25 protein-coding genes are annotated in these 23,040 nt (G+C 46.1%); 19 read left to right on the top strand and 6 right to left on the bottom strand.

Annotated features, from left to right (window positions below; genetic code table 11):
- The first annotated feature begins 4 nt into the window (after positions 1 to 4).
- From thrC to LJF29_RS13915, 3 genes are all read left to right on the top strand, one after another.
- Positions 5 to 1,063, top strand: a complete 1,059-nt coding sequence (gene thrC / locus LJF29_RS13925) for a threonine synthase (RefSeq protein WP_229149208.1) — start codon at positions 5 to 7, stop codon at positions 1,061 to 1,063.
- Positions 1,060 to 1,989: a homoserine kinase gene (gene thrB / locus LJF29_RS13920; protein ID WP_229149122.1), complete on the top strand. Its 930-nt coding sequence runs from the start codon at positions 1,060 to 1,062 to the stop codon at positions 1,987 to 1,989. Before thrC ends, thrB begins: the two co-directional genes overlap by 4 nt.
- A 109-nt stretch (positions 1,990 to 2,098) precedes the next feature.
- Positions 2,099 to 4,075: an alpha/beta hydrolase family protein gene (locus tag LJF29_RS13915; protein WP_229149121.1), complete on the top strand. Its 1,977-nt coding sequence runs from the start codon at positions 2,099 to 2,101 to the stop codon at positions 4,073 to 4,075.
- A 39-nt stretch (positions 4,076 to 4,114) separates the two neighbouring features.
- On the opposite strand, the gene LJF29_RS13910 is transcribed toward LJF29_RS13915, so the two are convergent.
- A complete protein-coding gene (locus tag LJF29_RS13910) occupies positions 4,115 to 4,450 on the bottom strand; it encodes a NifU family protein (RefSeq protein WP_173400510.1) in 336 nt (111 codons plus the stop codon).
- A gap of 101 nt (positions 4,451 to 4,551) precedes the next feature.
- On the opposite strand from LJF29_RS13910, the gene LJF29_RS13905 reads away from it, so the two are divergent.
- Positions 4,552 to 4,878, top strand: a complete 327-nt coding sequence (locus LJF29_RS13905; protein WP_010331738.1) for a YuzD family protein — start codon at positions 4,552 to 4,554, stop codon at positions 4,876 to 4,878.
- A gap of 20 nt (positions 4,879 to 4,898) precedes the next feature.
- On the opposite strand, the gene LJF29_RS13900 is transcribed toward LJF29_RS13905, so the two are convergent.
- Positions 4,899 to 5,966: an NAD(P)/FAD-dependent oxidoreductase gene (locus LJF29_RS13900; protein WP_010331737.1), complete on the bottom strand. Its 1,068-nt coding sequence runs from the start codon at positions 5,964 to 5,966 to the stop codon at positions 4,899 to 4,901.
- 263 nt (positions 5,967 to 6,229) lie between these two features.
- Between LJF29_RS13900 and LJF29_RS13895 the strand changes: the two genes are divergently transcribed.
- From LJF29_RS13895 to LJF29_RS13880, 4 genes are all read left to right on the top strand, one after another.
- Positions 6,230 to 6,466: a YuzB family protein gene (locus tag LJF29_RS13895; protein ID WP_010331736.1), complete on the top strand. Its 237-nt coding sequence runs from the start codon at positions 6,230 to 6,232 to the stop codon at positions 6,464 to 6,466.
- Between the two features lie 136 nt (positions 6,467 to 6,602).
- On the top strand, positions 6,603 to 7,817 hold the full coding sequence (locus LJF29_RS13890) for a NupC/NupG family nucleoside CNT transporter (RefSeq protein WP_229149120.1): 1,215 nt from the start codon (positions 6,603 to 6,605) through the stop codon (positions 7,815 to 7,817).
- A 122-nt stretch (positions 7,818 to 7,939) separates the two neighbouring features.
- A complete protein-coding gene (gene dapF / locus LJF29_RS13885; protein ID WP_229149119.1) occupies positions 7,940 to 8,794 on the top strand; it encodes a diaminopimelate epimerase in 855 nt (284 codons plus the stop codon).
- A 78-nt stretch (positions 8,795 to 8,872) separates the two neighbouring features.
- Complete coding sequence (locus tag LJF29_RS13880) at positions 8,873 to 9,235, top strand: HesB/IscA family protein (RefSeq protein WP_010331733.1); 363 nt, start codon at positions 8,873 to 8,875, stop codon at positions 9,233 to 9,235.
- A gap of 48 nt (positions 9,236 to 9,283) precedes the next feature.
- On the opposite strand, the gene guaC is transcribed toward LJF29_RS13880, so the two are convergent.
- Positions 9,284 to 10,264 (bottom strand): GMP reductase, encoded by a 981-nt coding sequence (guaC, locus tag LJF29_RS13875; protein WP_229149118.1) that lies wholly within the window; start codon positions 10,262 to 10,264, stop codon positions 9,284 to 9,286.
- A gap of 277 nt (positions 10,265 to 10,541) precedes the next feature.
- On the opposite strand from guaC, the gene LJF29_RS13870 reads away from it, so the two are divergent.
- Positions 10,542 to 10,682, top strand: a complete 141-nt coding sequence (locus LJF29_RS13870; RefSeq protein ID WP_010331731.1) for a hypothetical protein — start codon at positions 10,542 to 10,544, stop codon at positions 10,680 to 10,682.
- Positions 10,683 to 10,722: 40 nt separating this feature from the next.
- On the opposite strand, the gene yumC is transcribed toward LJF29_RS13870, so the two are convergent.
- Positions 10,723 to 11,721, bottom strand: a complete 999-nt coding sequence (gene yumC, locus LJF29_RS13865; protein ID WP_010331730.1) for a ferredoxin--NADP reductase 2 — start codon at positions 11,719 to 11,721, stop codon at positions 10,723 to 10,725.
- A gap of 330 nt (positions 11,722 to 12,051) precedes the next feature.
- Between yumC and LJF29_RS13860 the strand changes: the two genes are divergently transcribed.
- The 4 genes from LJF29_RS13860 to LJF29_RS13845 all read left to right on the top strand — a co-directional run bounded on the left by LJF29_RS13860 (position 12,052) and on the right by LJF29_RS13845 (position 14,724).
- The gene (locus tag LJF29_RS13860; protein WP_029441137.1) at positions 12,052 to 13,272 is read left to right on the top strand and encodes an NAD(P)/FAD-dependent oxidoreductase; all 1,221 of its coding nucleotides are present in this window, start codon (positions 12,052 to 12,054) and stop codon (positions 13,270 to 13,272) included.
- Positions 13,273 to 13,446: 174 nt separating this feature from the next.
- Complete coding sequence (locus tag LJF29_RS13855; RefSeq protein ID WP_229149117.1) at positions 13,447 to 13,590, top strand: YuiA family protein; 144 nt, start codon at positions 13,447 to 13,449, stop codon at positions 13,588 to 13,590.
- 50 nt (positions 13,591 to 13,640) lie between these two features.
- Positions 13,641 to 13,961: a YuiB family protein gene (locus tag LJF29_RS13850; RefSeq protein WP_010331727.1), complete on the top strand. Its 321-nt coding sequence runs from the start codon at positions 13,641 to 13,643 to the stop codon at positions 13,959 to 13,961.
- Positions 13,962 to 14,064: 103 nt separating this feature from the next.
- Complete coding sequence (locus LJF29_RS13845) at positions 14,065 to 14,724, top strand: 3D domain-containing protein (protein ID WP_229149206.1); 660 nt, start codon at positions 14,065 to 14,067, stop codon at positions 14,722 to 14,724.
- Positions 14,725 to 14,756: 32 nt separating this feature from the next.
- On the opposite strand, the gene LJF29_RS13840 is transcribed toward LJF29_RS13845, so the two are convergent.
- A complete protein-coding gene (locus LJF29_RS13840) occupies positions 14,757 to 15,233 on the bottom strand; it encodes a divergent PAP2 family protein (protein ID WP_229149116.1) in 477 nt (158 codons plus the stop codon).
- A 155-nt stretch (positions 15,234 to 15,388) separates the two neighbouring features.
- On the opposite strand from LJF29_RS13840, the gene LJF29_RS13835 reads away from it, so the two are divergent.
- Positions 15,389 to 16,891 carry a leucyl aminopeptidase gene (locus LJF29_RS13835; RefSeq protein WP_229149115.1) on the top strand — a complete coding sequence of 501 codons (1,503 nt, stop codon included), beginning with the start codon at positions 15,389 to 15,391 and terminating at the stop codon, positions 16,889 to 16,891.
- A 144-nt stretch (positions 16,892 to 17,035) separates the two neighbouring features.
- Positions 17,036 to 18,364, top strand: a complete 1,329-nt coding sequence (locus LJF29_RS13830) for a Na+/H+ antiporter family protein (RefSeq protein ID WP_010331723.1) — start codon at positions 17,036 to 17,038, stop codon at positions 18,362 to 18,364.
- 71 nt (positions 18,365 to 18,435) lie between these two features.
- Here LJF29_RS13830 and LJF29_RS13825 read toward each other — a convergent pair whose 3' ends face one another.
- Positions 18,436 to 19,038, bottom strand: a complete 603-nt coding sequence (locus LJF29_RS13825) for a biotin transporter BioY (protein WP_229149114.1) — start codon at positions 19,036 to 19,038, stop codon at positions 18,436 to 18,438.
- 100 nt (positions 19,039 to 19,138) lie between these two features.
- On the opposite strand from LJF29_RS13825, the gene LJF29_RS13820 reads away from it, so the two are divergent.
- From LJF29_RS13820 to dhbC, 4 genes are all read left to right on the top strand, one after another.
- Complete coding sequence (locus LJF29_RS13820) at positions 19,139 to 19,735, top strand: sulfite oxidase-like oxidoreductase (RefSeq protein ID WP_229149113.1); 597 nt, start codon at positions 19,139 to 19,141, stop codon at positions 19,733 to 19,735.
- 213 nt (positions 19,736 to 19,948) lie between these two features.
- The gene (gene besA / locus LJF29_RS13815) at positions 19,949 to 20,818 is read left to right on the top strand and encodes a ferri-bacillibactin esterase BesA (protein ID WP_229149112.1); all 870 of its coding nucleotides are present in this window, start codon (positions 19,949 to 19,951) and stop codon (positions 20,816 to 20,818) included.
- A 187-nt stretch (positions 20,819 to 21,005) separates the two neighbouring features.
- Positions 21,006 to 21,791 carry a 2,3-dihydro-2,3-dihydroxybenzoate dehydrogenase gene (locus tag LJF29_RS13810; protein WP_229149108.1) on the top strand — a complete coding sequence of 262 codons (786 nt, stop codon included), beginning with the start codon at positions 21,006 to 21,008 and terminating at the stop codon, positions 21,789 to 21,791.
- Between the two features lie 25 nt (positions 21,792 to 21,816).
- Positions 21,817 to 23,013, top strand: coding sequence for an isochorismate synthase DhbC (dhbC, locus tag LJF29_RS13805; protein ID WP_229149107.1), 1,197 nt, complete (start codon positions 21,817 to 21,819; stop codon positions 23,011 to 23,013).
- Positions 23,014 to 23,040 lie beyond the last annotated feature (27 nt).

The following is a 23,040-nucleotide window of genomic DNA, read 5'->3' as shown; positions in this document are numbered from 1 at the left end:
GCTAATGTGGAAAGGACTTATCCATCAATATAAAGAGTTTTTACCTGTAACGGATCAAACACCGGCGCTTACGTTACATGAAGGCAATACGCCGCTCATTCATTTGCCGAAGCTTTCTGAACAGCTCGGGATTGAGCTTCATGTCAAAACAGAAGGCGTAAACCCTACTGGATCTTTTAAAGACCGCGGGATGGTTATGGCGGTGGCAAAGGCGAAAGAAGGAGGCAACGACACGATTATGTGTGCGTCAACCGGAAATACATCAGCGGCTGCGGCTGCTTATGCAGCCCGCGCCAATATGAAATGTATTGTCATCATCCCGAACGGAAAAATCGCGTTTGGCAAGCTTGCTCAGGCAGTCATGTACGGAGCTGAAATCATTGCGATCGATGGCAACTTTGACGATGCGCTTAAAATTGTCCGCTCAATTTGCGAAAAATCACCGATCGCGCTTGTCAACTCGGTCAACCCTTACCGTATTGAAGGCCAAAAAACAGCTGCCTTCGAAGTGTGCGAACAGCTGGGCGAAGCCCCGGACGTTTTGGCGATTCCGGTCGGAAACGCGGGAAACATCACAGCGTACTGGAAGGGCTTCAAAGAATATCATGAGAAAAACGGCACTGGCCTTCCGAAAATGCGCGGTTTTGAAGCGGAAGGGGCAGCTGCGATCGTCCGCAACGAAGTCATTGAAAATCCGGAAACAGTGGCAACAGCGATTCGTATCGGAAACCCAGCAAGCTGGGATAAAGCTGTAAAAGCGGCTGAGGAGTCCAATGGAAAAATTGACGAAGTCACTGACGATGAAATTCTTCATGCGTATCAGCTGATTGCCCGTGAAGAAGGCGTGTTTGCAGAACCGGGCTCCTGCGCATCTATTGCAGGTGTGCTGAAACAAGTAAAATCCGGAGAAATTCCGAAAGGCAGCAAGGTTGTGGCTGTGTTAACAGGGAACGGGCTGAAAGACCCGAACACAGCGGTCGACATTTCTGAAATGAAGCCGGTCACCCTGCCGACTGATGAAGACAGCATCCTCGAATACTTAAAAGGAGCGGCTCGTGTATGAACGATGCCGACATGCTGTTCTCTGTCACTGTTCCCGGAAGCACAGCTAACCTAGGCCCCGGCTTTGATTCAGTCGGAATGGCGCTCAGCAGATATTTAAAGCTGACCGTCTTTGAAAGCGATCAATGGTCTTTTGAAGCTGAAACAGAAACAGTCGCCGGAATTCCGGCGGGTACAGATAATATGATCTATCAAGTGGCTAAACGGACGGCAGATATGTACGGAAAAGAAATGCCACCTGTACATGTGAAAGTGTGGAGCGACATCCCGCTTGCACGTGGTCTTGGCAGCAGTGCTGCGGCTATAGTGGCGGCTATAGAACTGGCTGACGAATTATGCGGGTTAAAGCTCTCCGAAGCGGACAAGCTGCATTTAGCCAGCCTTGAAGAAGGACATCCGGACAATGCAGGCGCTTCTCTCGTCGGCGGGCTTGTGATCGGGCTGCATGAAGACGACGAGACACAAATGATCCGTGTGCCGGATGCCGACATTGATGTTGTGGTTGTCATTCCTTTTTACGAGGTGCTGACAAGAGACGCGCGAGACGTGCTTCCGACAGAGTTTCTCTATGCGGACGCTGTAAAAGCCAGTGCTGTCAGCAACATTCTCATCGCGGCCATCATGTCAAAGGATTGGCCGCTCGTCGGAAAAATCATGAGAAAAGATATGTTCCATCAGCCGTATCGGGCGATGCTAGTCCCAGAGTTGTCTAAAGTGGAGCATGTTGCCGAGATGAAAGGCGCTTATGGAACTGCTCTCAGCGGAGCGGGCCCGACGATTCTCGTCATGACCGAAAAAGGAAAAGGGGATGCGCTGAAAGAGCAGCTCGCACTTCATTTCCCGCATTGTGAAGTCGATGCTTTGACCGTTCCGAAAGAGGGAAGTATAATAGAGCGAAATCCTTTCTATCAAATGAAAAGTGTATAGAGCATTCCAAGCGTTCCTCAGCGTCAGCAGAGGAACGCTTTTTTTCTTCATGATATAAAGGGATTTTTATTTAGAAAAACGAAATACATGTAAAAAGGAGGAGAATGATATGAAAAAACTGATGACCGCCGAAGATATGACAGCCATTGTCTCGGTGACGGACCCTCAATACGCTCCGGGCGGCAAGCGTGTGGCTTATGTGAAGTCACAAGCAAACAAAGAGAAAGACTCATATACTTCAAATATATGGGTATATGATGCGGATAGCGGGACGTCCTCCCCTTGGACATACGGAGAAAAGCGGAGCACTGATCCTAGATGGTCTCCAGACGGACGCCAGATTGCATTTGTTTCTGACCGTGATGGCGATGTGTCTCAGCTTTATATGATGAGCGCTGAAGGCGGTGAGGCCAAAAAACTGACTGATATTCCGTATGGCGTCTCTCAGCCGGTATGGTCTCCGGATGGAGAGTCAGTTCTTGTCACGGTCAGTCTTGGAGATGGTGAAAGTGTTTATGATCAAGAGAAAACGGAACCCGACAGCTTTGAACCGGTTGAAGTGCATGGTTTAGCCTATAAACGGGACGGAAAAGGGCTGACGAGAGGCGCGTATGCACAGCTTGTGCTTGTCAGCGTGAAGTCTGGTGAGGTCAAACAGCTGACTAACGAAAAAGCTGATCACTTCGACCCGGCTTTTTCTCCTGACGGCAAATCTCTCGTTTTTTCGGCTAATATGACTGAAACGGATGATGCCAGAAAACCTCATGATGTTTGCATGTTGTCGCTGGAGACTGAAGATCTCAAGCTGATTACCTCTCATCGCGGCTCATTCGGACCAAGCTCATTTTCACCGGACGGAAGGTATCTTGCTTTGCTTGGACATGAACAGGAATATCGGAATGCAACGCTAGAAAAAGCGTGGCTTTATGATCTAGAACAAGACCGCCTGTTGTGTCTCACTGATATGCTGGACGTTCACTTAGCCGATGCGCTGATTGGGGATTCATTGATCGGAGGTGCTGAACAGCGTCCGGTTTGGACGAAAGACAGCCAAGGGTTTTATGTCATCGGTACAGAACAAGGCAGCACGGGAATCTATTATGTTTCTATAGAAGGACTCGTATACCCGATTCGGTTAGAAAAAGAATATATCAACAGCTTTTCCATGCACCCTGACGAAGAAAGCTTTATTGCCAGTGTGACAAAGCCCGACAGACCTAGTGAGTTATACAGCATTCCGCTTGGACAGGAAGAAAAACGGCTGACTGATGCGAATGACAAGTTTGTTGATGAGCACCTCATTTCGTTACCTGAAGACATTCAATATGTGACAGAAGACGGGATGACAGTGAACGGCTGGCTGATGAAACCTGCTCAGGCTGCAGAGGGCAAACAATATCCGCTTATTCTCAATATACATGGCGGTCCGCATATGATGTACGGGCATACATATTTTCACGAATTACAGGTGCTGGCGGCGAAAGGATATGCAGTGGTTTATGTAAATCCAAGAGGAAGTCATGGCTACGGACAGGAATTTGTGAATGCAGTCAGAGGGGATTACGGCGGTAAAGACTATCTGGATGTGATGCAGGCAGTGGATGAGGCGATTACAAGAGACCCGCAGATTGATGCCGAGCGGATAGGCGTCACAGGCGGAAGCTACGGAGGCTTTATGACCAACTGGATCGTGGGGCATACAAATCGTTTTAAAGCAGCTGTCACCCAGCGTTCGATTTCAAACTGGCTCAGCTTTCACGGCGTTAGTGATATCGGCTATTTTTTCACGGACTGGCAGCTTGAGCATGACATGTTTACTGATACAGAAAAGCTGTGGGACCGTTCCCCTTTAAAATATGCGGCAAACGTGGAGACGCCTCTTTTAATTCTCCATGGCGAACGTGATGACCGGTGTCCGATTGAACAGGCTGAACAGCTTTTTATTGCCTTAAAAAAAATGGACAAGGAAACTGTGCTGGTCCGTTTTCCGAAAGCGTCGCATAATCTGTCACGCAGCGGACACCCGGGACAGCGGATCAAGCGCCTGGCCTATATAAGCTCATGGTTTGACCAATATCTCTCATAAAAAAAGCCAGGCTGATCAAATATCAGCCTGGCTGCTTTATTAAAAGACTTGTTCTACTTCAATTACACCCGGCACTTCTTCAAGAAGAGCGCGTTCAATTCCGGCTTTCAGCGTAATTGTTGAACTTGGGCAGCTGCCGCACGCGCCTAGAAGACGAAGCTTAACAATACCTTCATCAACGTCTACAAGCTCACAGTCACCGCCGTCACGAAGTAAAAACGGACGAAGTTTGTCCAGTACTTCCTGCACCTGTTCTTTCATTTCAACTTCAGTCATGACATTCGCTCCTTTCATCGTCATAAAACCATTATATTCAGTGTAACAATAAAAATCTATTGTTTGGTTTGCAGAATTGCTTCCATTATTATAGCACATTCAGACTTGAACACAAAAACGGTTTTTTTCTATAAAAACGTCTTTTGTCTCTGTATACTTAATAGAAAGAATGTAACACAGAGAAATGGGGGCACTTATCAATGACAAAAACAGTCATGCTCAGCGTATACGGGGCAGAAACCGTTTGTGCAAGCTGTGTCAATATGCCGACAGCTAAAGATACATATGAATGGCTTGAGGCTGCGCTGAAAAGAAAATATCCGAATCAGCCTTTTGAAATGCAATACATCGACATTTACGAGCCGCCAGATGTCGAAAACGTAAAACAGCTTGCGGAAAAAATCAGAAATGACGAATATTTTTATCCGCTCGTCCTCGTAGAGAATAAAATTGTCGGAGAAGGCAATCCAAAGTTGAAGGATGTATATGAGGAAATGGAGAGATACGGTTACACAGAAAACCGCTGACTTCATCAGCGGTTCTGCTATTATCCGTTATGGTGTTTGTACATCCAGAGCAAGCCGGATTTCAGCAAACGCGGAACACGGCCGATCAGCGGACGGTCAGCAACAAGTCCGAAGCCGGCTTTTTTCCCGAGTGAACCTAAAACGCCTTTCAGCTTAAATTGAGGCATTGATTCAGGAAGGGCTTCACCATTCCAGCGTTTTTGCAATATTTGGACAATCTGTTCTGCTTGAGCTTCTGCCAGCTGGGCACTCGGTGCGTGAGGAAGGCTGGCGCAATCTCCGACAACATACAGATGTTCATCACCCGGGACATTGTGATGAGGCGTTAACACGACACGGCCTTGTGCGTCCTTTTCCACATCCAAGTCTCTGACGACTTTATTCGGCTGTATGCCGGCTGTCCATACGATGGCGTCTGCGGAAATTGCGTCATCGTGGTTATATACAACGCCTTCTTCTACTCTTGTGATATTTGCCCTGTTAATAATGCGGACACCGTGCTCTTCGAACCATTTTTGCACATATTTGCTCAAACGTTCGGGAAAGCTTGATAAAATGAGATCTCCGCGGTCAAACAAAATAATGTTCAGATCGTCACGGCTTTCTCTTAACTCACTTGCAAGTTCAACGCCGCTTAGGCCTGCTCCGACAATGGCAACAGTCGCTTCGGCGCTTAAGTTATTCAGCTTTTGATAGGTTTCGCGGGACTGATCGATGGTTTGAATGCTGTAGGTGAATTCAGGCGCTCCCGGCACGTTATGATATTTATCCTCGCAGCCGAGCCCGATCACTGCGTCATCGTAAGAAATCGGTTCGCGGTCATGGAACAGCACTTGTTTTTGTGCAATATCAATTGAAGAAATATCGCCGTACTCGACATCCAGGCGAGGGTGCTCTGGGAACGTCACTCTGATATGGTGGTCAGAAATTGTGCCTGCGGCAAGGGCATAATATTCTGTTTTTAAGCAGTGATAAGGATTTCTGTCAATTAACGTGATTGAAACATCATGAGGCAGCTGGTTGGGCAATAAGCGATGAAGAACACGCATGTTTCCGTAACCTCCGCCGATCAAGACCAATTTTTTCATTTGAATTCCCCTTTAACCCGAAGAGTATGATAGATACATTGATGGAAAATACGAACTTTGTAAAATAACATCTAGAATTATATCGAATTTGATCTAAAATCACAATATTAGTTTCAAAATAACCTACAAATTAGCCTTAAAACGCAAATTAGTAAAACGTTATTTAAGAAATGATATGTTACGATAATAAATTTTGAAGTGTTCGTTGTCTTTGACGAATAGTGAAAAATTCGCGATAATGTTCATATGTGAGGTGAAATCGCATGAATCCAATGATTGAATTTTGTGTCAGCAATCTGGCTCACGGCTCTCAGGAAGCCCGAGCGATTTTAGAGAAAGATCCGAATCTGGATGTTCTTGAATACGGCTGTTTAAGCTATTGCGGGAAATGTATGGAATCACTATTCGCTTTAGTAAACGGAGAAGTCGTTACGGGTGAAACACCTGCTGAGCTTGTTGAGAATATATATACATTTATTGAAGAAAACCCAATGTTTTGAAGAAAAGGGCCTGAGACAGGCCCTTTTTTATTTTGCTGTACAAAAGGACTGAAAAAATGTGTAGACATCAAAAAATATTATTGTTATCGTATAAAAGATTTGTTTTAAATAAATTTTAAGAGGTGTAGGTGTATTCATGAATGTTCTGTGGGGACTGCTTGGCGCAGTTGGAATAATCGCCATCGCGTTTTTATTTTCAGAAAAGAAAAGCAATATTAGAATAAGAACCGTCATCGTTGGTTTATGTATACAGGTGGCGTTTGGATACATCGTGTTGAAATGGGAAGCGGGACGCGCTGTTTTTTTATGGTTTTCAAGCCGTGTACAGCTTCTGATTGATTATGCGAATGAAGGCATCAGTTTCATATTTGGGCCGCTTTTAAAAGTCGGCGAGAGCCCGGCGTTTGCTTTAAGTGTACTGCCTGTCATCATCTTTTTTTCAGCACTGATCGCAGTTTTATATCATTTAAAAATCATGCAGCTCATTTTTCGTGTGATCGGCGGCGGATTGTCGAAGCTTCTTGGGACAAGCAAGACGGAATCTCTTGCGGCTGCTGCTAATATTTTTGTAGGGCAATCGGAATCTCCTTTGGTGATCAGGCCCCTCATTGCAGGGCTGACGCGCTCTGAACTGTTTACAATTATGACGAGCGGTCTATCGGCTGTTGCGGGTTCGACTTTGTTTGGCTACGCCCTTCTCGGTATTCCGATTGAATACTTGCTTGCGGCGAGCTTCATGGCTGCTCCCGCGGGTCTGGTTTTCGGGAAATTAATCATTCCTGAAACGGAAACGCCGCAAACAGTAAAAGGCGATTTCAAAATGGATGAAGGCGAAGGAGCGGCCAATGTAATTGACGCGGCTGCAAAGGGTGCGTCAACAGGTCTGCAAATTGCGCTGAACGTTGGTGCGATGCTGCTTGCCTTCGTGGCATTAATCGCCGTGGTCAACGGTATTCTCGGCGGTGTTTTCGGCTTGTTCGGTTTAAAAGATGTCACATTAGAATCTCTTCTCGGCTATGTGTTTTCTCCAATCGCCTTTTTGATTGGTGTGCCATGGCATGAAGCGTTGCATGCTGGAAGCTTTGTCGGCCAGAAATTAGTGCTGAATGAGTTTGTCGCTTATTCTAACTTCGGTCCGCACATCGGCGAGTTTTCTAAAAAAACCGCTACGATTATCAGCTTTGCGTTATGCGGATTCGCAAATTTCTCCTCGATTGCGATTATGCTCGGTACGCTTGGCGGTTTAGCGCCAAGCCGCCGCTCAGATATCGCACGCCTTGGGTTGAAGGCGGTTCTAGCGGGAACATTAGCCAATCTGCTGAGCGCGGCTATTGCCGGCATGTTCATATAAAAGATAAAAGCTCCTTGCGTCATTGCAAGGAGCTTTTATGTATGAAAAACGGGGGATAATTGTATTGTGTCCGTTTATAATAGCTTTTATACTAAGAAAAAGAGAAAAAGTTGGAGGCATCTATGAACTCATTTCGATTTACCAAAATGCACGGTCTTGGAAACAGCTATATATACGTGAATCAATTTGAAGAACAACTGCCGGAAGAACAACTGTCTGAAATAGCGATTCAGGTGTCTTCCGTTTATACAGGGATCGGCTCCGACGGAATGATCCTCATATGCCCTTCAGATCAAGCGCCTGTCAAAATGCGGATTTTTAATAATGACGGATCCGAAGGGAAAAACTGCGGCAACGGCCTGCGCTGCGTTGCAAAATACGCGTATGAGCATAAGCTGGTTGAGGAAACATCATTTCTGATTGAAACCCTCTCCGGACTTGTGAAAGCGGAGGTTCAAGTTGAAAACGGAAAGGTGAATGTTGTCACTGTCGATATGGGTGAACCTCGTCTGACAAAAGCCGAGCTTCCGATGCTTGGCGGCGGTGAGGAGCAAACCATTAATGAAGCAATGACATTTGGCGAAGCTGAACTAAAAGGCACCGCGGTTTCCATGGGCAATCCGCATATTGTTTTTCCGATTGCCGATATTGAACAGGCACCGCTGACGACACTGGGGCCGGTGATTGAGAAAGATCCTAGATTTCCGGAAGGTGTGAATGTCGAGTTTGTGGAAACCGTGAATGAACATGAACTGCACTTCCGCGTGTGGGAACGGGGATCAGGCATCACACAGGCATGCGGTACAGGCGCATGTGCAGCAGCTGTCGCATCTGTTTTAAACGGTGTATCAAAACAAAATGAAGACATTACGGTTCATTTGGCGGGCGGAGATCTGGTCATTAACTGGAAAGAGAATGGCCATGTGATGATGACAGGTCCGGCGGAGACTGTTTGTGAGGGCGTCTATTTTTTATAAAACAGCTAGTTTGAGAAATGAGCCCATCAAGTTTATAATATAAGACAACATCCGGTTTTTAAAAGGAGGTTCACCATAATGAGCAACCCTGTAACAATTACAGAAGCAGCAGCTTTGCATATAAAAGATATGATGAAAGAGCATGAAGAAGAAAACGCGTTTCTGCGCGTCGGCGTTAAAGGCGGCGGCTGCAGCGGCCTTTCATACGGAATGGGCTTTGAGCATGAAAAAAGCGAAGCAGACAGTATGTTTGAGGAGCACGGCATTACTGTTCTCGTTGACAAAGAAAGCCTTGATATCATGAACGGCACTATTATAGACTTTAAGCAATCCATGCTTGGCGGCGGCTTTACCATCGATAATCCAAACGCCATCGCCTCATGCGGCTGCGGTTCTTCTTTCAGAACAGCGACGAATGCAGGTAAACCAGAAGAGTGCTAATGATAGAAAAAAGCCAAGTCAAGCGGCGAACCGCTGACTTGGCTTTTTTTAATACTTATCTCCATTAAAAATCGAATTCTTCACAATGACATAATCCACATTGCGGATAGCCTCCAGCTTAGTTCCGCCAGCATAAGAAATAGAAGATTGAAGATCCTGTTCCATTTCAGTCAGCGTATCCATGATTGCGCCTTTATGCTCCACGTGCATTTTTTTGCCTTCGACATTTTTCTTTTCGCCTTTTTGATATTCAGAGGCTGAGCCAAAGTATTCTTTGTAGAGCTTTCCGTCTTTTTCAATGGTTTGTCCCGGTGATTCCTCGTGTCCGGCAAATAGTGAGCCGATCATGACCATGGTGGCGCCGAATCGGATTGATTTTGCGATGTCGCCATGGGTGCGGATTCCGCCATCAGCAATAATCGGTTTGCTGGCGGCTTTTGCGCACCAGCGCAGCGCGGCTAATTGCCATCCGCCTGTGCCGAAGCCGGTTTTAATTTTCGTTATACATACTTTTCCCGGTCCAATACCGACTTTTGTGGCATCCGCTCCGGCATTTTCGAGCTCTCTAACCGCTTCCGGTGTTCCGACATTACCCGCGATGACAAAGCTGTCCGGAAGATGCTTTTTGAGGTGCTGAATCATCTCAATGACGGCATTGGAATGTCCGTGAGCGATGTCGATGGTCACGTAGTCAGGTGCCAGATTTTGTTCTGCCAGGTGACGGACAAATTCATATTCCTCATCTTTGACCCCGACGCTGATAGAAGAGAATAATCCGCGTGCGTTCATGTCCTTTATAAAATCAATCCGTTTTTCAGGTTCAAAGCGGTGCATCACATAAAAGTAGCCGTTTTCGGCTAATGAAACCGCAAGTTTCTCATCTATGATCGTCTGCATATTGGCAGGAACGACGGGCAATTTAAATGTACGTCCGCCTAACCGTACGGATGTGTCACACTCAGAACGGCTGTTCACAATGCATTTTGTAGGAATTAGCTGAATATCTTCGTAATCAAACACGTTTTCCATAGAATCCACTCCTAAATACGAATATTTATAATAAAAATATATTAAATGTTCGCCTTGTATAATGTACTCTGTTTTATTTAGGATGTCAAACGTTTTATTCGCTTACAGGTGAGTGCAAGTGCCGAAGCTTGTCATGCACTGTGAGTTTGGGTATGATAGTTTTAATTGAGTGGACTTAGAATGCGGATAAAAACGAAATTATATACGTTCAGCAAAGCTTGGTCTTTCAGCACCAGGCTTTCTTTATGACATGGACATGTGAAAGGAGCGAATGGAGATGACTCAAAGCGAAGAAAAACCACCGAAGTCCCAAAAGATCCAAGACCGCATTATCATGACTACGATCTGGATTGTAGCAGCTCTTGTGATTGCGCTGGTTATTGGAACTGCGATGAATTATATCAATATCTTTAAATAAAAAAGGAGCTGTGTCACATTGACACAAACTCCTTTTTTTATTACTTATTTTCAAAAAGACTTGTAGAGTGCAGCGGCTGTACGCGAGCTTTCGGATCCATATAAGCTTTCGCGTTGTTAACAGCTGTCGGTGCTTCGCCGAAGCCGCTTGCAATCAGATTGACTTTTCCTTCGTATGTGCAAATGTCACCTGCTGCGAAGAAGCCTTCGATGTTTGTTTCCATTGTAGATTTGACAACAATGGAGTTTTTCTCAATTTCAAGTCCCCAGTTTTTGATCGGTCCAAGAGATGAGACGAAGCCGTAGTTGACGATTAAGTCGTCGATTTCTAAAATCTCTTTGCGCTCGCCTTTCACTTCCTCAAGCACAAGCTGCTCGATTTTGTCTTCTCCGATGAGCTCCGCCGGAACAAATGGTGTCAGGACATTCACCTTAGATGCGTGAAGGTTTTCCACACTGTGCTCATGCGCGCGGAATTTATCGCGGCGGTGAACGATGGAAACTTCTTTTGCAATTGGCTCAAGCATAAGTGCCCAGTCAACCGCTGAATCTCCTCCGCCCAGAATCGCAACGCGTCGGCCGGCGAATTTTTGTAAATCATCAACGAAGTAGTGAAGGTTTTTGCCTTCGTATTGTTCAGCTGTTTCAAGCTCGAGCTTTCTTGGTTTGAATGCGCCGTTTCCTGCAGTGATGATGACCGTTTTAGAGTAATGGGTTTCTTCGTTTGTCACAAGCTTAAACACGCCGTCTGCTTGTTTTTCAACAGATTCAACCGCCTGCTCTAAACAAATGGTTTGGTCGAATTTCGCCATTTGCTCTTTTAAGTTGTTCACTAGCTCTTGGGCGCGGATTTTCGGGAATCCTGCTACGTCATATATATATTTCTCAGGGTACAGGGCGCTAAGCTGTCCGCCAAGCTGAGGCAGGCTTTCGATAATTTTGACGCTTGCCTGTCTCATGCCTCCGTAAAAAGCGGTGAATAAGCCGACCGGTCCCCCGCCTATAATGGTAATATCATAAACCTTTGTATCCTCTCGCATACGAAAATTGCCTCCTAAATGAAAATTGTTATTAATTATACCATATTGCTCTTAAAATTGACGAGTCAGCAGAAAAATTCGCGGTACATTGTATGCGCATTCATTCTTGATCATATGCCCGCAGGCCGATACGATAAGAAAAAAATGAATTCATCTTTTTTCTGAATGTTTCATGAACCAGCCGGATAAACATGATAGTAGTGCTATGGGTGTGGACTTCACAAAAAAACTTTTCAATATATTTCATAAAATCCTGCCAATAAGCTGAAGATAACACAAATGATGATTTTTATATGCGTCTAACAGCAAAAAAAAGAGAAGGTGGATGTGATGGCATTGAATAAGCCCAAAATCGTGATTTTAGGTGCAGGTTATGGCGGATTGATGACAGTGACAAGGCTGACGAAGCATGTCGGTCCGAATGATGCTGATATTACGCTTGTGAATAAACACAATTATCATTATGAAACAACATGGATGCACGAAGCGAGCGCCGGCACGCTCCATCATGACCGCTGCCGTTATCAGATAAAAGATGTAATTAACCAGTCACGTGTCAATTTTGTACAGGATACCGTGAAGGCAATCAAAATAGACGAGAAGAAAGTGGTGCTTGCCAATGGGGAGCTGCAGTACGATTATTTAGTTATCGGCCTCGGAGCGGTACCTGAAACGTTCGGCATTAAAGGCTTAAAAGAATTTGCGTTTCCGATCGCCAATATCAATACATCTCGTGTGCTACGGGAACATATTGAGCTGCAATTTGCGACTTACAACATTGAAGCTGAAAAACGGCCGGACAGGTTAACAATCGTTGTCGGAGGAGCCGGATTTACGGGTATTGAATTCCTTGGCGAACTGGCTGCCCGTGTGCCGGAGCTCTGCAAGGAGTATGACGTTGACAGAAGTCTTGTACGCATTATCTGTGTAGAAGCAGCGCCGACCGTATTGCCGGGCTTTGATCCCGAGCTTGTCGATTATGCTGTTCACTATCTTGAGGAGAATGGCGTTGAGTTTAAAATCGGCACGGCGGTTCAAGAGTGTACTGCAGAAGGAGTCACAGTCGGCAAAAAAGATGAGGAACCAGAGCAAATCAAATCGCAAACAGTGGTGTGGGCAGCAGGTGTCCGCGGACATCCGATTGTTGAAGAAGCCGGCTTTGAAAATATGCGCGGCCGGGTGAAAGTCAATCCTGATCTTCGCGCGCCCGGACATGACAACGTGTTTATTCTCGGCGACAGCTCGCTGTTTATCAATGAAGACACTGACCGTCCTTATCCGCCGACCGCCCAAATCGCGATGCAGCAGGGAACTACGGTCGCTAAAAACATTGCAAAACTCATTAAGGGCGGCGAGCTTGAAGAATTCAAACCTGACATAAAAGGAACGGTGGCTTCTCTCGGCGAGCATAATGCGGTCGGAGTCGTGTACGGAAGAAAACTGAAAGGCACCCCGGCTTCTTTTATGAAAAAAGTCATCGATAACCGTTCGCTGTTTTTAATCGGCGGACTCGGACTCACACTGAAAAAAGGCAAATTTAAGTTTTTCTAAAAACCCGCGCTCCGCGGGTTTTGTTTTATTAAAAAACGCCAAAATAAAAAGAGAACAAGAGCAAAATAAAAATGTTTCCGCTTACATCAAAAGATTTGTCACATGATCTGACTTTATCATTGACAGCTTGATATGGTATTATTATCTGAAAATTAAGAAAAAGGTGATGCTAAGATGAAAACCGCAACGACAACCACTTCACAGGCATGCCCGTTTTGCTCAGGGAAAGGGTATTTTCAATTAATCCTCGGCGGTTCAGAAACTTGTCCGTCATGTCAGGGGACAGGTAAAGACAGTCCTTCATTTTCCAGCCGTTGACTTTTTAAAAGCCCCCGCGGTACACTAAAAGTAACGCAGGGGGTGGGGTTTTGATTAGTCTGCCAGTCGTTATCATCTCAATTGTTTTATTTTTTGTTTTGTTTTTTGGAATCGGTTTCTTATTAAACATGCTGCTGAGAATGTCCTGGATTATGGCTGTGATTTATCCAATTGTATGCCTTTTCATTATCAGTAAGGAAAAGCTGATCAGCTATATTCAATCACCAGGCGAATCCTTTGCCGGCCTGTTTCAGAGAGTCGTATCGTTAGCTGCTGCAGATGTATTGATTTTAGCCAGCGGTCTGGCCGGCGCCATTGTATCAGGTATAGCGATCAACATGCTCAGAAAAAGAGGATATCAGATGTTTTAATGCGGCTTTCTTTCTAAAGAAAGCTTTTTTTGTGCCTTCAGCACATTCACCATTTTGAATATTGTTCCCGCTATGTGGGAACAATGATTCGGAGGAGAGGTGAATAATGTTGAAAATGCTCAGACGTTTGCTGATGACCTGTTTATTTCTGCTCGCGTTTGCCACGACATATTTAGCCGTATCAGGAGTAGAGGCGAAGGACTTATCAAAATGGGTGCAAGAAAATAATGAGAAGCACTCGAAGAATACTGGACTGACGTTAAAAGCATTGCAGCAGAAACACGAAAAAACGATGTCCGCTGCAGACAAAGCAAAAGACAAATCATTGGAAAAAGCCTTTGACTGGGACGAATATCCGGCACGGAAAGTAACGGCTACAGGCTACACAGCGGGAGTCGAATCGACGGGTAAAAAGCCTGGAGATCCATTATACGGGCTTACATATTCAGGTGTTAAAGTGAAAAGAGATTTATACTCTACGGTTGCCGCCGATCCATCCGTTTTTCCGATCGGCACCATTTTATTCATCCCGAACTACGGTTTGGGCGTCGTTGCGGACACAGGATCGGCCATCAAGGGAAACCGCATTGATTTGTACTTTGAAACGGTTCATGATGTCTACAATGAATGGGGCAAAAAAACCCTAGATGTGTATGTAATTAAGAAGGGCACCGGAAAAGTCACTGAGGATGAACTGGTAAAGCTTAATGAAACAAAATCATTGCAGGTGTTCAGAAATCAATACAAAACCGTGAAAGAATAAAACGCTCCAGCTGCGGCTGAAGCGTTGTTTTTTTACAGAAAAAAATATGCCAGTGCCAGTGTTAATAATATTCCTGTCAATCCGCCAAAAAAGACCTCGATTGGCTGATGGCCGAGAAGCTCTTTCAGCTTTTTTTGTTTTTCTTTCTCTTCAGCTTTCGGGAAATCTTTTGCTTCATTCACAAAACGGTTAAAATCAATCACAAGCTTATTAATGACTGTTGCCTGCTCGCCGGCATGACGTCTGACGCCGGTTGCGTCAAACATGGTAATGACTGCAAAAATGGCTGAAACCGCAAAGAGAGAGGAACCTAATCCATGCTCTAAGGCTACGCCTGTAGAAAGCGCCGTCACAGCCGCGGAATGGGAACTCGGCATGCCGCCTGTACTTGTCACCAGCGACCAGTCCAGTTTTCTGGATACGATAAATTGTATCGGCACTTTAATGACTTGTGCAAAGATAATGGCAGCAAGGCTTGATAATAAAGGAAAATTCATAAAAAATTCCATAGGCGACATCCTTTCTATATGAAAATCTTTCGTGTTACAAAAGAAAAAAGCAGGTCTTCGTCTGTTGTTTGATAAAATAAATGTAAGGAAAGAATGTATTTCCTATTATACCATTGTTCATTACAAATACCCATTACGTTAGGAGTGTAAGCCTTATGTTTTATGCGGTTCAACAATTAGAGCATACTGAAACCCTAGTGGTCGGACTTTTTCAAAAAAGTCAGCTGACAGGCAAAGCAAAGGAAATTGATGAAAAACTGGAAGGCCATCTGACTCAGCTTCTGAAAGACGGTGATGTCTCTGCCAAACGGAATCAAGTATCAAAAGTATTCCCTCCGTCCTCCGCTGGTATGAAACGTATTTATTTTGTCGGTTTGGGAAGGGAGGCGAATTATTCATTTGAAGAGGCGAAGGAAAGCTTTGCCCATGTTTTTCAAGCCATTCATAAAGACAGGAAACAAGAGGCTGCCGTACTGCTTGACACATTTATTTGTGAAGAAGTGCCCGCAGCGGATGCCGCTCACGCATTAGCTGAGAGCTGCCTGCTTGCTTCTTATGAGGTGCAGGATTATAAGCACAAATCAAATGAGCCGGATAAACAGCTTGAATCCATCTATGTCGTCACAGATGAAGATACACAAGAAGTGCAGGCCGGGCTTCTTGTCGGCCAGGCATACGGGCAGGGCACAAATTCGGCAAGAACGCTTGTGAATATGCCGGGAAATATGCTGACAGCAACTGACCTGGCTTCATATGCGTCCGAGCTTGCGGCGAAATATGATTTTGAGTGTGAAATATTGGAGAAATCGGATATGGAAGAGCTCGGTATGGGCGGAATCCTTGCGGTAAACCAAGGCTCTGCCGAACCGCCCAAAATGATTGTCTTGAAGTATCAGGGCAAAAAGGAATGGGAAAATGTTATCGGACTTGTCGGAAAAGGAATTACCTTTGACACAGGCGGTTACTCTATTAAAACCAAAACAGGAATTGTCGGCATGAAATCCGATATGGGAGGAGCGGCAGCGGTCCTTGGTGCTATGGAAACGATCGGCGAACTTCGTCCAGAGCAAAATGTGCTGGCTGTCATTCCGTCAACCGACAACATGATTTCAGGCGGGGCGATGAAGCCTGACGATGTCATCGTGTCATTAAGCGGAAAAACGATTGAAATCCTTAATACGGATGCAGAAGGAAGGCTTGTGCTTGCAGACGGCCTTACATATGCGAAACAGCATGGCGCGTCTGTTCTTGTTGATGTGGCAACACTCACTGGCGGCGTTGTTGTGGCATTGGGCACAGAAACAACCGGCGCCATGACAAATAACGAGAGCTTTTATCAGCAGGTGGCTGAAGCTGCGGAAGAGTGTGGTGAGGCCATCTGGCAGCTGCCGATTACAGAAAAGGATAAAAAACGTGTGAAAAACAGCCAAATGGCAGATTTAAACAATTCACCGGGACGAGAAGGCCATGCGATTATGGCAGGAACGTTTCTTGGTGAGTTTGCTGAAACGACACCTTGGGTCCATCTTGATATTGCAGGCACAGCAACTTCAAGTAAAACAAGCTGCTTCGGTCCGTCCGGTGCAACCGGCGTCATGGCAAGGACACTGGCTACGCTGGCAGAAAGATTTACAGCGGAAGAACACACAAAAGCATAACAAATACAGCCCTGCTGCGATTTCGCGGCAGGGTTTTTCTCCTCCAAAATCTTTAGTTGACTAAAGTGTTATGATATGATACGATACGTTCGTACTTTATTTATCTACTACATTAGCAAACTAAAGGATTTTTGGAGGGGTATCATGAATGCAGTCGTCATCGCAGTACTGCTTATGCTTGTCTTAAGCCTTCTGCGTGTCAATATAGTTATTGCTTTAATCATAGGTGCCTTGGCCGGCGGCTTAACAGGAGGACTCGGCCTTGGTGAAACGGTTAAAGCCTTTACAGAGGGGCTCGGCGGAAATGCCACCGTTGCAGTCAGCTACGCTATGCTAGGTGCGTTTGCTGCGGCTTTAACGAAAACAGGTCTTCCGGATGCTATGGTGGAAGCTTCTGTGAAATTAATTGGAAATAAAGAAGATACACGAAAAAAGGCACTGTCTAAAGTGCTCATTGTACTGATTATTTTAATCGTAGCTTGTTTTTCGCAAAACGTGGTACCGGTTCACATCGCATTTATTCCTGTGCTGATACCGCCGCTTTTGAAAATCTTTAATGAGCTTGAAATGGACCGCAGGCTGATTGCATGTGTGATTACGTTCGGCTTAACGGCTCCTTATATTTTGCTGCCTGTCGGCTTCGGCCAGATTTTCCAAGGCATGCTGAAGGACAACATGGCTGATGCGGGTTTAAACGTTCCGCTTGGCGATATTCCGTACGCGCTGATCATACCGGTTGCAGGCATGGTTGTCGGTTTGATTTTATCAGTAATCGTTTATCGCAAACCAAAAGTGTATGAAACAAAAGAAATCTCAGGTGTGAAACCATCTCCATATACGAAAAAAAGTCTGGGAATCGCGGTTCTCGCCATTGTAGTGTCACTCGGCGTCCAGCTTTATTTATCGCAGACCTTGGGAGTAGAAGGGATGATTATGGGGGCGCTGGCCGGCCTGATTATCCTGTTTGTCAGCGGTGTAATGAAACGTGACGAGGCGGATTCATTGATTACTGACGGTATGGTATTAATGGCCTTTATCGGATTTGTTATGCTTGTTGCAGCCGGATTCTCAAATGTCTTGACAAAAACTGGAGATGTCGAGTCATTGGTCAAAACATCAGCTGGTATTATTGGGCACAGCCAGTCAATGGGCGCATTGCTGATGCTGATTGTCGGATTGCTGATTACTATGGGAATCGGCTCATCTTTTGCAACGATTCCGGTGATCACAACGATCTTTGTGCCTCTATGTATGCAGCTCGGATTCAGCCCGATGGCAACGATTGCGATTATCGGAGCGGCTGCCGCGCTTGGTGATGCCGGTTCACCTGCCAGCGACAGTACACTTGGGCCGACTTCAGGTCTGAGTGCGGACGGACAGCATCACCACATTTGGGACACTTGTGTGCCGACATTTATCTTTTATAACATTCCGCTTGTTATTTTTGGCTGGATTGCGGCGCTTGTCTTATAGAAAAAAGGCTCTCCTTAACGGGAGAGCCTTTTTCGTTTATCATTTTAAAAAACCGCTCATTGGAACGGTTTTTAAGTGGACGATATTTGATGTCTGTTAAAGCCGGTTGCTTTATGTATAGAGCGGTAGATCGCAGGTGCGATAAACGACAGCAGCACAGCCAGCACCGTGTCTTTTACCATAAACCAAGTCATAAAGCCCCAAACCGTGCTGTAGCTCATCGGTGTATGAATCCACAGCTTCAGCGCAAGATACATATAGGTGGTGCCGATGATATACATAATGGCCGTTCCGGTAAAAGAAGCAAGCAGAAAACGGATCTTACTTGGCTGGATTTTGCGTTCTACTAACCATCCAGCTGCAAATGCTGCCGGAATGTATGAGATAATGAAGCCGCCGCTTTTACCTGCAAATGGTGCGAAGCCCGCGGAAAACTGAGCGAACACTGGTGCCCCGGCCAATCCGACAAGCGCATATACAAGCATTGCGATAGCAGCGCGTTTGCTGCCGAGAAGCAGAGCCGCCAAGAGGCAGAAAAACGGCTGCATCGACAGCGGAATGCCGGCAACTTGCAAAAAGGGCGCGACTGATGTAATGTTGGCGCCGACAGCCATAAGTGCGGCGAACATGCCGATCAGCGCCATATCACCCGCACGAAGTTTATGTTGTTTCATCGTTGTTCCCCCTTAGGTTTACATACACAATCATAGAGTAATAAAGATCCGAATGATTGTCAACATGAATATCATTTAGGTTAACAAAAGGAGGGTTTACGTGTATTTCGGAAGAATAAAACAGGCCGATCAGTCAGGAAGAGTGCCGCCCAATCAAAATGTGACGACTTCGTTTCCTGTGCTTCATACGGGAAACGTTCCGTATTATGAGGATATGACGAAGTGGAATTTGCAAGTATACGGATTGGTTGATCATCCGATGCTTTTAAGCTTTGAAGATATAAAAGCCTTTCCTCAGTGCGAATCGGAAAATGACATCCATTGCGTAACCGGCTGGTCGCGGCTTGATAACGTTTGGCAGGGGGTAAGTACACGGGATATTGCGGAGAAAGCCGGTGTAAAAGAAGAGGCGGGCTATGTCATTTTACACGCGGAAGAGGGCTGGACGACAAATCTGCCGCTTGATGACTTTTTGGCTGAAACATCACTGCTCGCTTATGCGCATAACGGCGAACCTTTAACGCCTGAACACGGCTTCCCGCTGCGGGGAGTGTTTCCTCATTTGTATTTTTGGAAAAGCGCTAAGTGGCTGCGCGGCATCCAATTTACGAAAGAAAATCATCCCGGTTTTTGGGAGCAGAACGGCTATCATATGAGAGGCGACCCTTGGAAGAATCAGAGATTTACATGGGATTAAAGTTCTAGTGAATGCGGTATAATCAGCACCTTTTTCAGGTTTTTATTTCCATATTGCTAGTCATCAGGTACCTTATTTAGAGAAGGTGCCTTTTTTATTAAGGAAAAAGTTGACTTTGTTTGCCAGAAAACCTATTATTTGAGTTGTCTAGTTGATAGTGAAAATCATTATCATAAATGCAGCCAGCTTTAACAGAGAGGAATGTCGTACTGCATGATTGAGAAAAATACAGATGGGGCTAAAGGCGGGACCTGCAACGCATTTACCATTCCGGGAACGGAAGTGCGTAAAATGTCTTCACGCAATGGCAGCCGCGGCTATCAAATCTTTATCTCAAAGCCGAGCACGGAGCCGCCGCCTTCTGGTTATCCGGTTATTTATCTGCTCGACGCCAATTCTATCTTCGGTACAATGTCGGAAGCTGTTCGGGTACAGGGGCGCCGTCCTGAGAAAACAGGGGTAATTCCCGCTGTGATTGTCGGTATTGGCTATGACACAATAGAACCGTTTTCTTCTGCGCGCCACCGGGATTTTACAATGCCTACGTCTTCCTCGGAGCTGCCGGTAAGGCCTGACGGCAAAGAATGGCCGGAGCATGGAGGAGCGGGGGACTTTTTAAGATTTATTGAAGAGGACCTCAAACCAGAGATTGAACAAGATTATGAGATTGACAGAAACAGACAAACAATCTTTGGCCACTCTCTTGGCGGGCTCTTCGTTTTGCAGGTGCTCTTAACGAAACCGGATGCATTCCAAACGTATATCGCAGGCAGTCCGTCCATTCATTGGAACAAACCATTTATTGAAAAGGAAGCTGAGCGTTTCGCTTCCTGTTTAAAGAAAAACGAGCAGCCTGTCAATATTCTGCTAGCGGCAGGAGAATTGGAAAAGCATCATAAATGCCGAATGAACGATAACGCGAAGGAGCTTTACGAGCGGCTGTCCGCTTTGGCTGAAAAAGGCGTACGGACAGAATTTTGCGAGTTTTCAGGAGAAGGACATATTTCGGTTCTTCCTGTTTTGGCCAGCAGGGCTTTGCGTTTCGCGCTTCACCCTGACGGCCCGCACATTTCAATGAGCTGAGCATTGCCTCAGCTCCCATATTTGTCACAAAAATTATATTTGACTGTCGGATGACATTTGGATATGATTATTTTTATAATTGATAATGATAATCATTATCAATAGATTGCGGTTAATAGTAAGGTGAAGCAGTCTTTTTCGCGACATGCCCTTTTTGGCGTTAAAAGCGAAGAAAGGAAATGATGAAATGAAGGTAAGAGGTATAGAAGGCAAGATCGCATTGATTACAGGGGCCGCCCAAGGAATAGGTGAAGCTGTAGCGCGGACGCTTGCCGGTCAAGGAGCACACATTGCTGCGGTTGATTACAATCCAGAAAAGCTTGAAAAAGTCGTGAACAGCCTCAAAGCGGAGGGATGCCGTGCCGAAGCCTTTCCGGCGGATGTGAGAGACAGTGCGGCGATTGACGATATCACGGCTCGAATCGAACGTGACATGGGCCCGATTGACATATTGGTGAACGTAGCGGGCGTGCTTCGGCCCGGGCTGATTCATTCTCTCAGTGATGAGGAATGGGAGGCCACTTTCTCAGTGAATTCGACTGGTGTTTTTAACGCGTCGCGCTCAGTCAGCAAATATATGATGAACCGCAGATCCGGTTCGATTGTAACAGTAGGATCAAATGCAGCCGGTGTGCCAAGGACATCTATGGCGGCATACGCCTCATCAAAGGCAGCGGCCGTGATGTTTACAAAGTGCCTTGGCCTTGAGCTTGCAGAATACAACATTCGCTGCAATATTGTTTCTCCCGGATCAACGGAAACAGACATGCAGTGGTCTTTATGGGCTGATGAAAATGGGGCAGAACAAGTCATCAAAGGATCGCTTGATACATTTAAAACGGGAATTCCGCTCAAAAAACTGGCCCAGCCCTCGGATATTGCGGATGCCGTGCTCTTTTTGGTTTCTGAGCAGGCAGGCCATATTACGATGCATAATTTATGTGTAGATGGCGGCGCGACCTTAGGCGTATAAGTTAACTCAAAGGAGGTTTATGAAGATGTTGGAACAAAACGTTATATCTGAAACGAAGGCGGAGCATTTGCTTCATGAGTATCAGCCGGGCGCTTTTTTCTTGGCTTCCCCTCATCGTGTGTTGCTTGGAAAAGGAATAAGTGAAGCCGTGCCGGATGCAGACGGCCAAAACCAATTAGAAACCTTACCCGGCCGCATTGCTGAGGCGCTAAACAAAGCAAAGCAATTGGGGCAAAGCCGTCCGGTTGTTGTGGGAGCTGTTCCATTTGATTATTTAAAACCGCCCCGGCTCGTCGTTCCGGAGGAGGTACGGTGGTCGGGACCGCTTCAATTCGGTGATGCCAAGATGGAACAGCAGCCGGAACATACATATCATATACAGCCTGTTCCTGCACCGGAGGACTATAAAAAAGGTGTAGAACAAGGATTGGCAAGCATTGCTGACGGCACACTCAGCAAAATCGTCCTGTCCAGATCGCTGCATCTGACATCACCTGAAGCGATTCAAACGGGTGAACTGCTTCACCATCTGGCGCGGCATAATACGCATGGTTATACTTTTGCAGCCGATGTATCCGGCCAAGATGATTCATCTTCCCATCGGACATTACTCGGTGCAAGTCCGGAGCTTCTCGTTTCGAGAATGGGAACTCAGGTGGTATCCAATCCGTTAGCGGGATCTAGACCTCGCAGTGATGATCCTGTTGAGGACCAGCGCCGGGCCGATGAATTGCTTTCTTCCGCAAAGGATCTTCATGAGCATGCTGTTGTGGCTGATGCGGTTGCCGCCGGGCTGCGGCCTTTTTGCCGGACGCTGGACGTTCCGGAAAAGCCTTCGCTGATCCAAACGGAGACGATGTGGCATTTGTCCAGTGTCATTAAAGGAGAGCTTTCTGACCCGACTGTAACCTCGCTGGAGCTAGCCGCCGCGCTTCATCCTACGCCGGCAGTCTGCGGTACACCGACTGACCTTGCAAGAGAAGCCATCCGTGAAATTGAACCTTTTGACCGCGGTTTCTTCACTGGCATGGTAGGCTGGTGTGACGATGCAGGCGATGGCGAATGGATCGTTACGATTCGGTGTGCAGAGGCTGAAGAACGCTCACTTCGTCTTTTTGCAGGGGCCGGTGTTGTAGCCGGATCAAAAGCAGAGGACGAGCTTCAGGAGACATCCGCAAAGTTTCGGACGATGCTTCGCGCAATGGGTGTCAATCACATATGATCAGAAATAATTGCAGGAGGGAAACAG

This window comes from Bacillus sp. LBG-1-113 (assembly GCF_020708615.1).
Classification (GTDB): domain Bacteria; phylum Bacillota; class Bacilli; order Bacillales; family Bacillaceae; genus Bacillus; species Bacillus mojavensis.
This window is presented reverse-complemented; position numbering and strand designations above follow the sequence as displayed.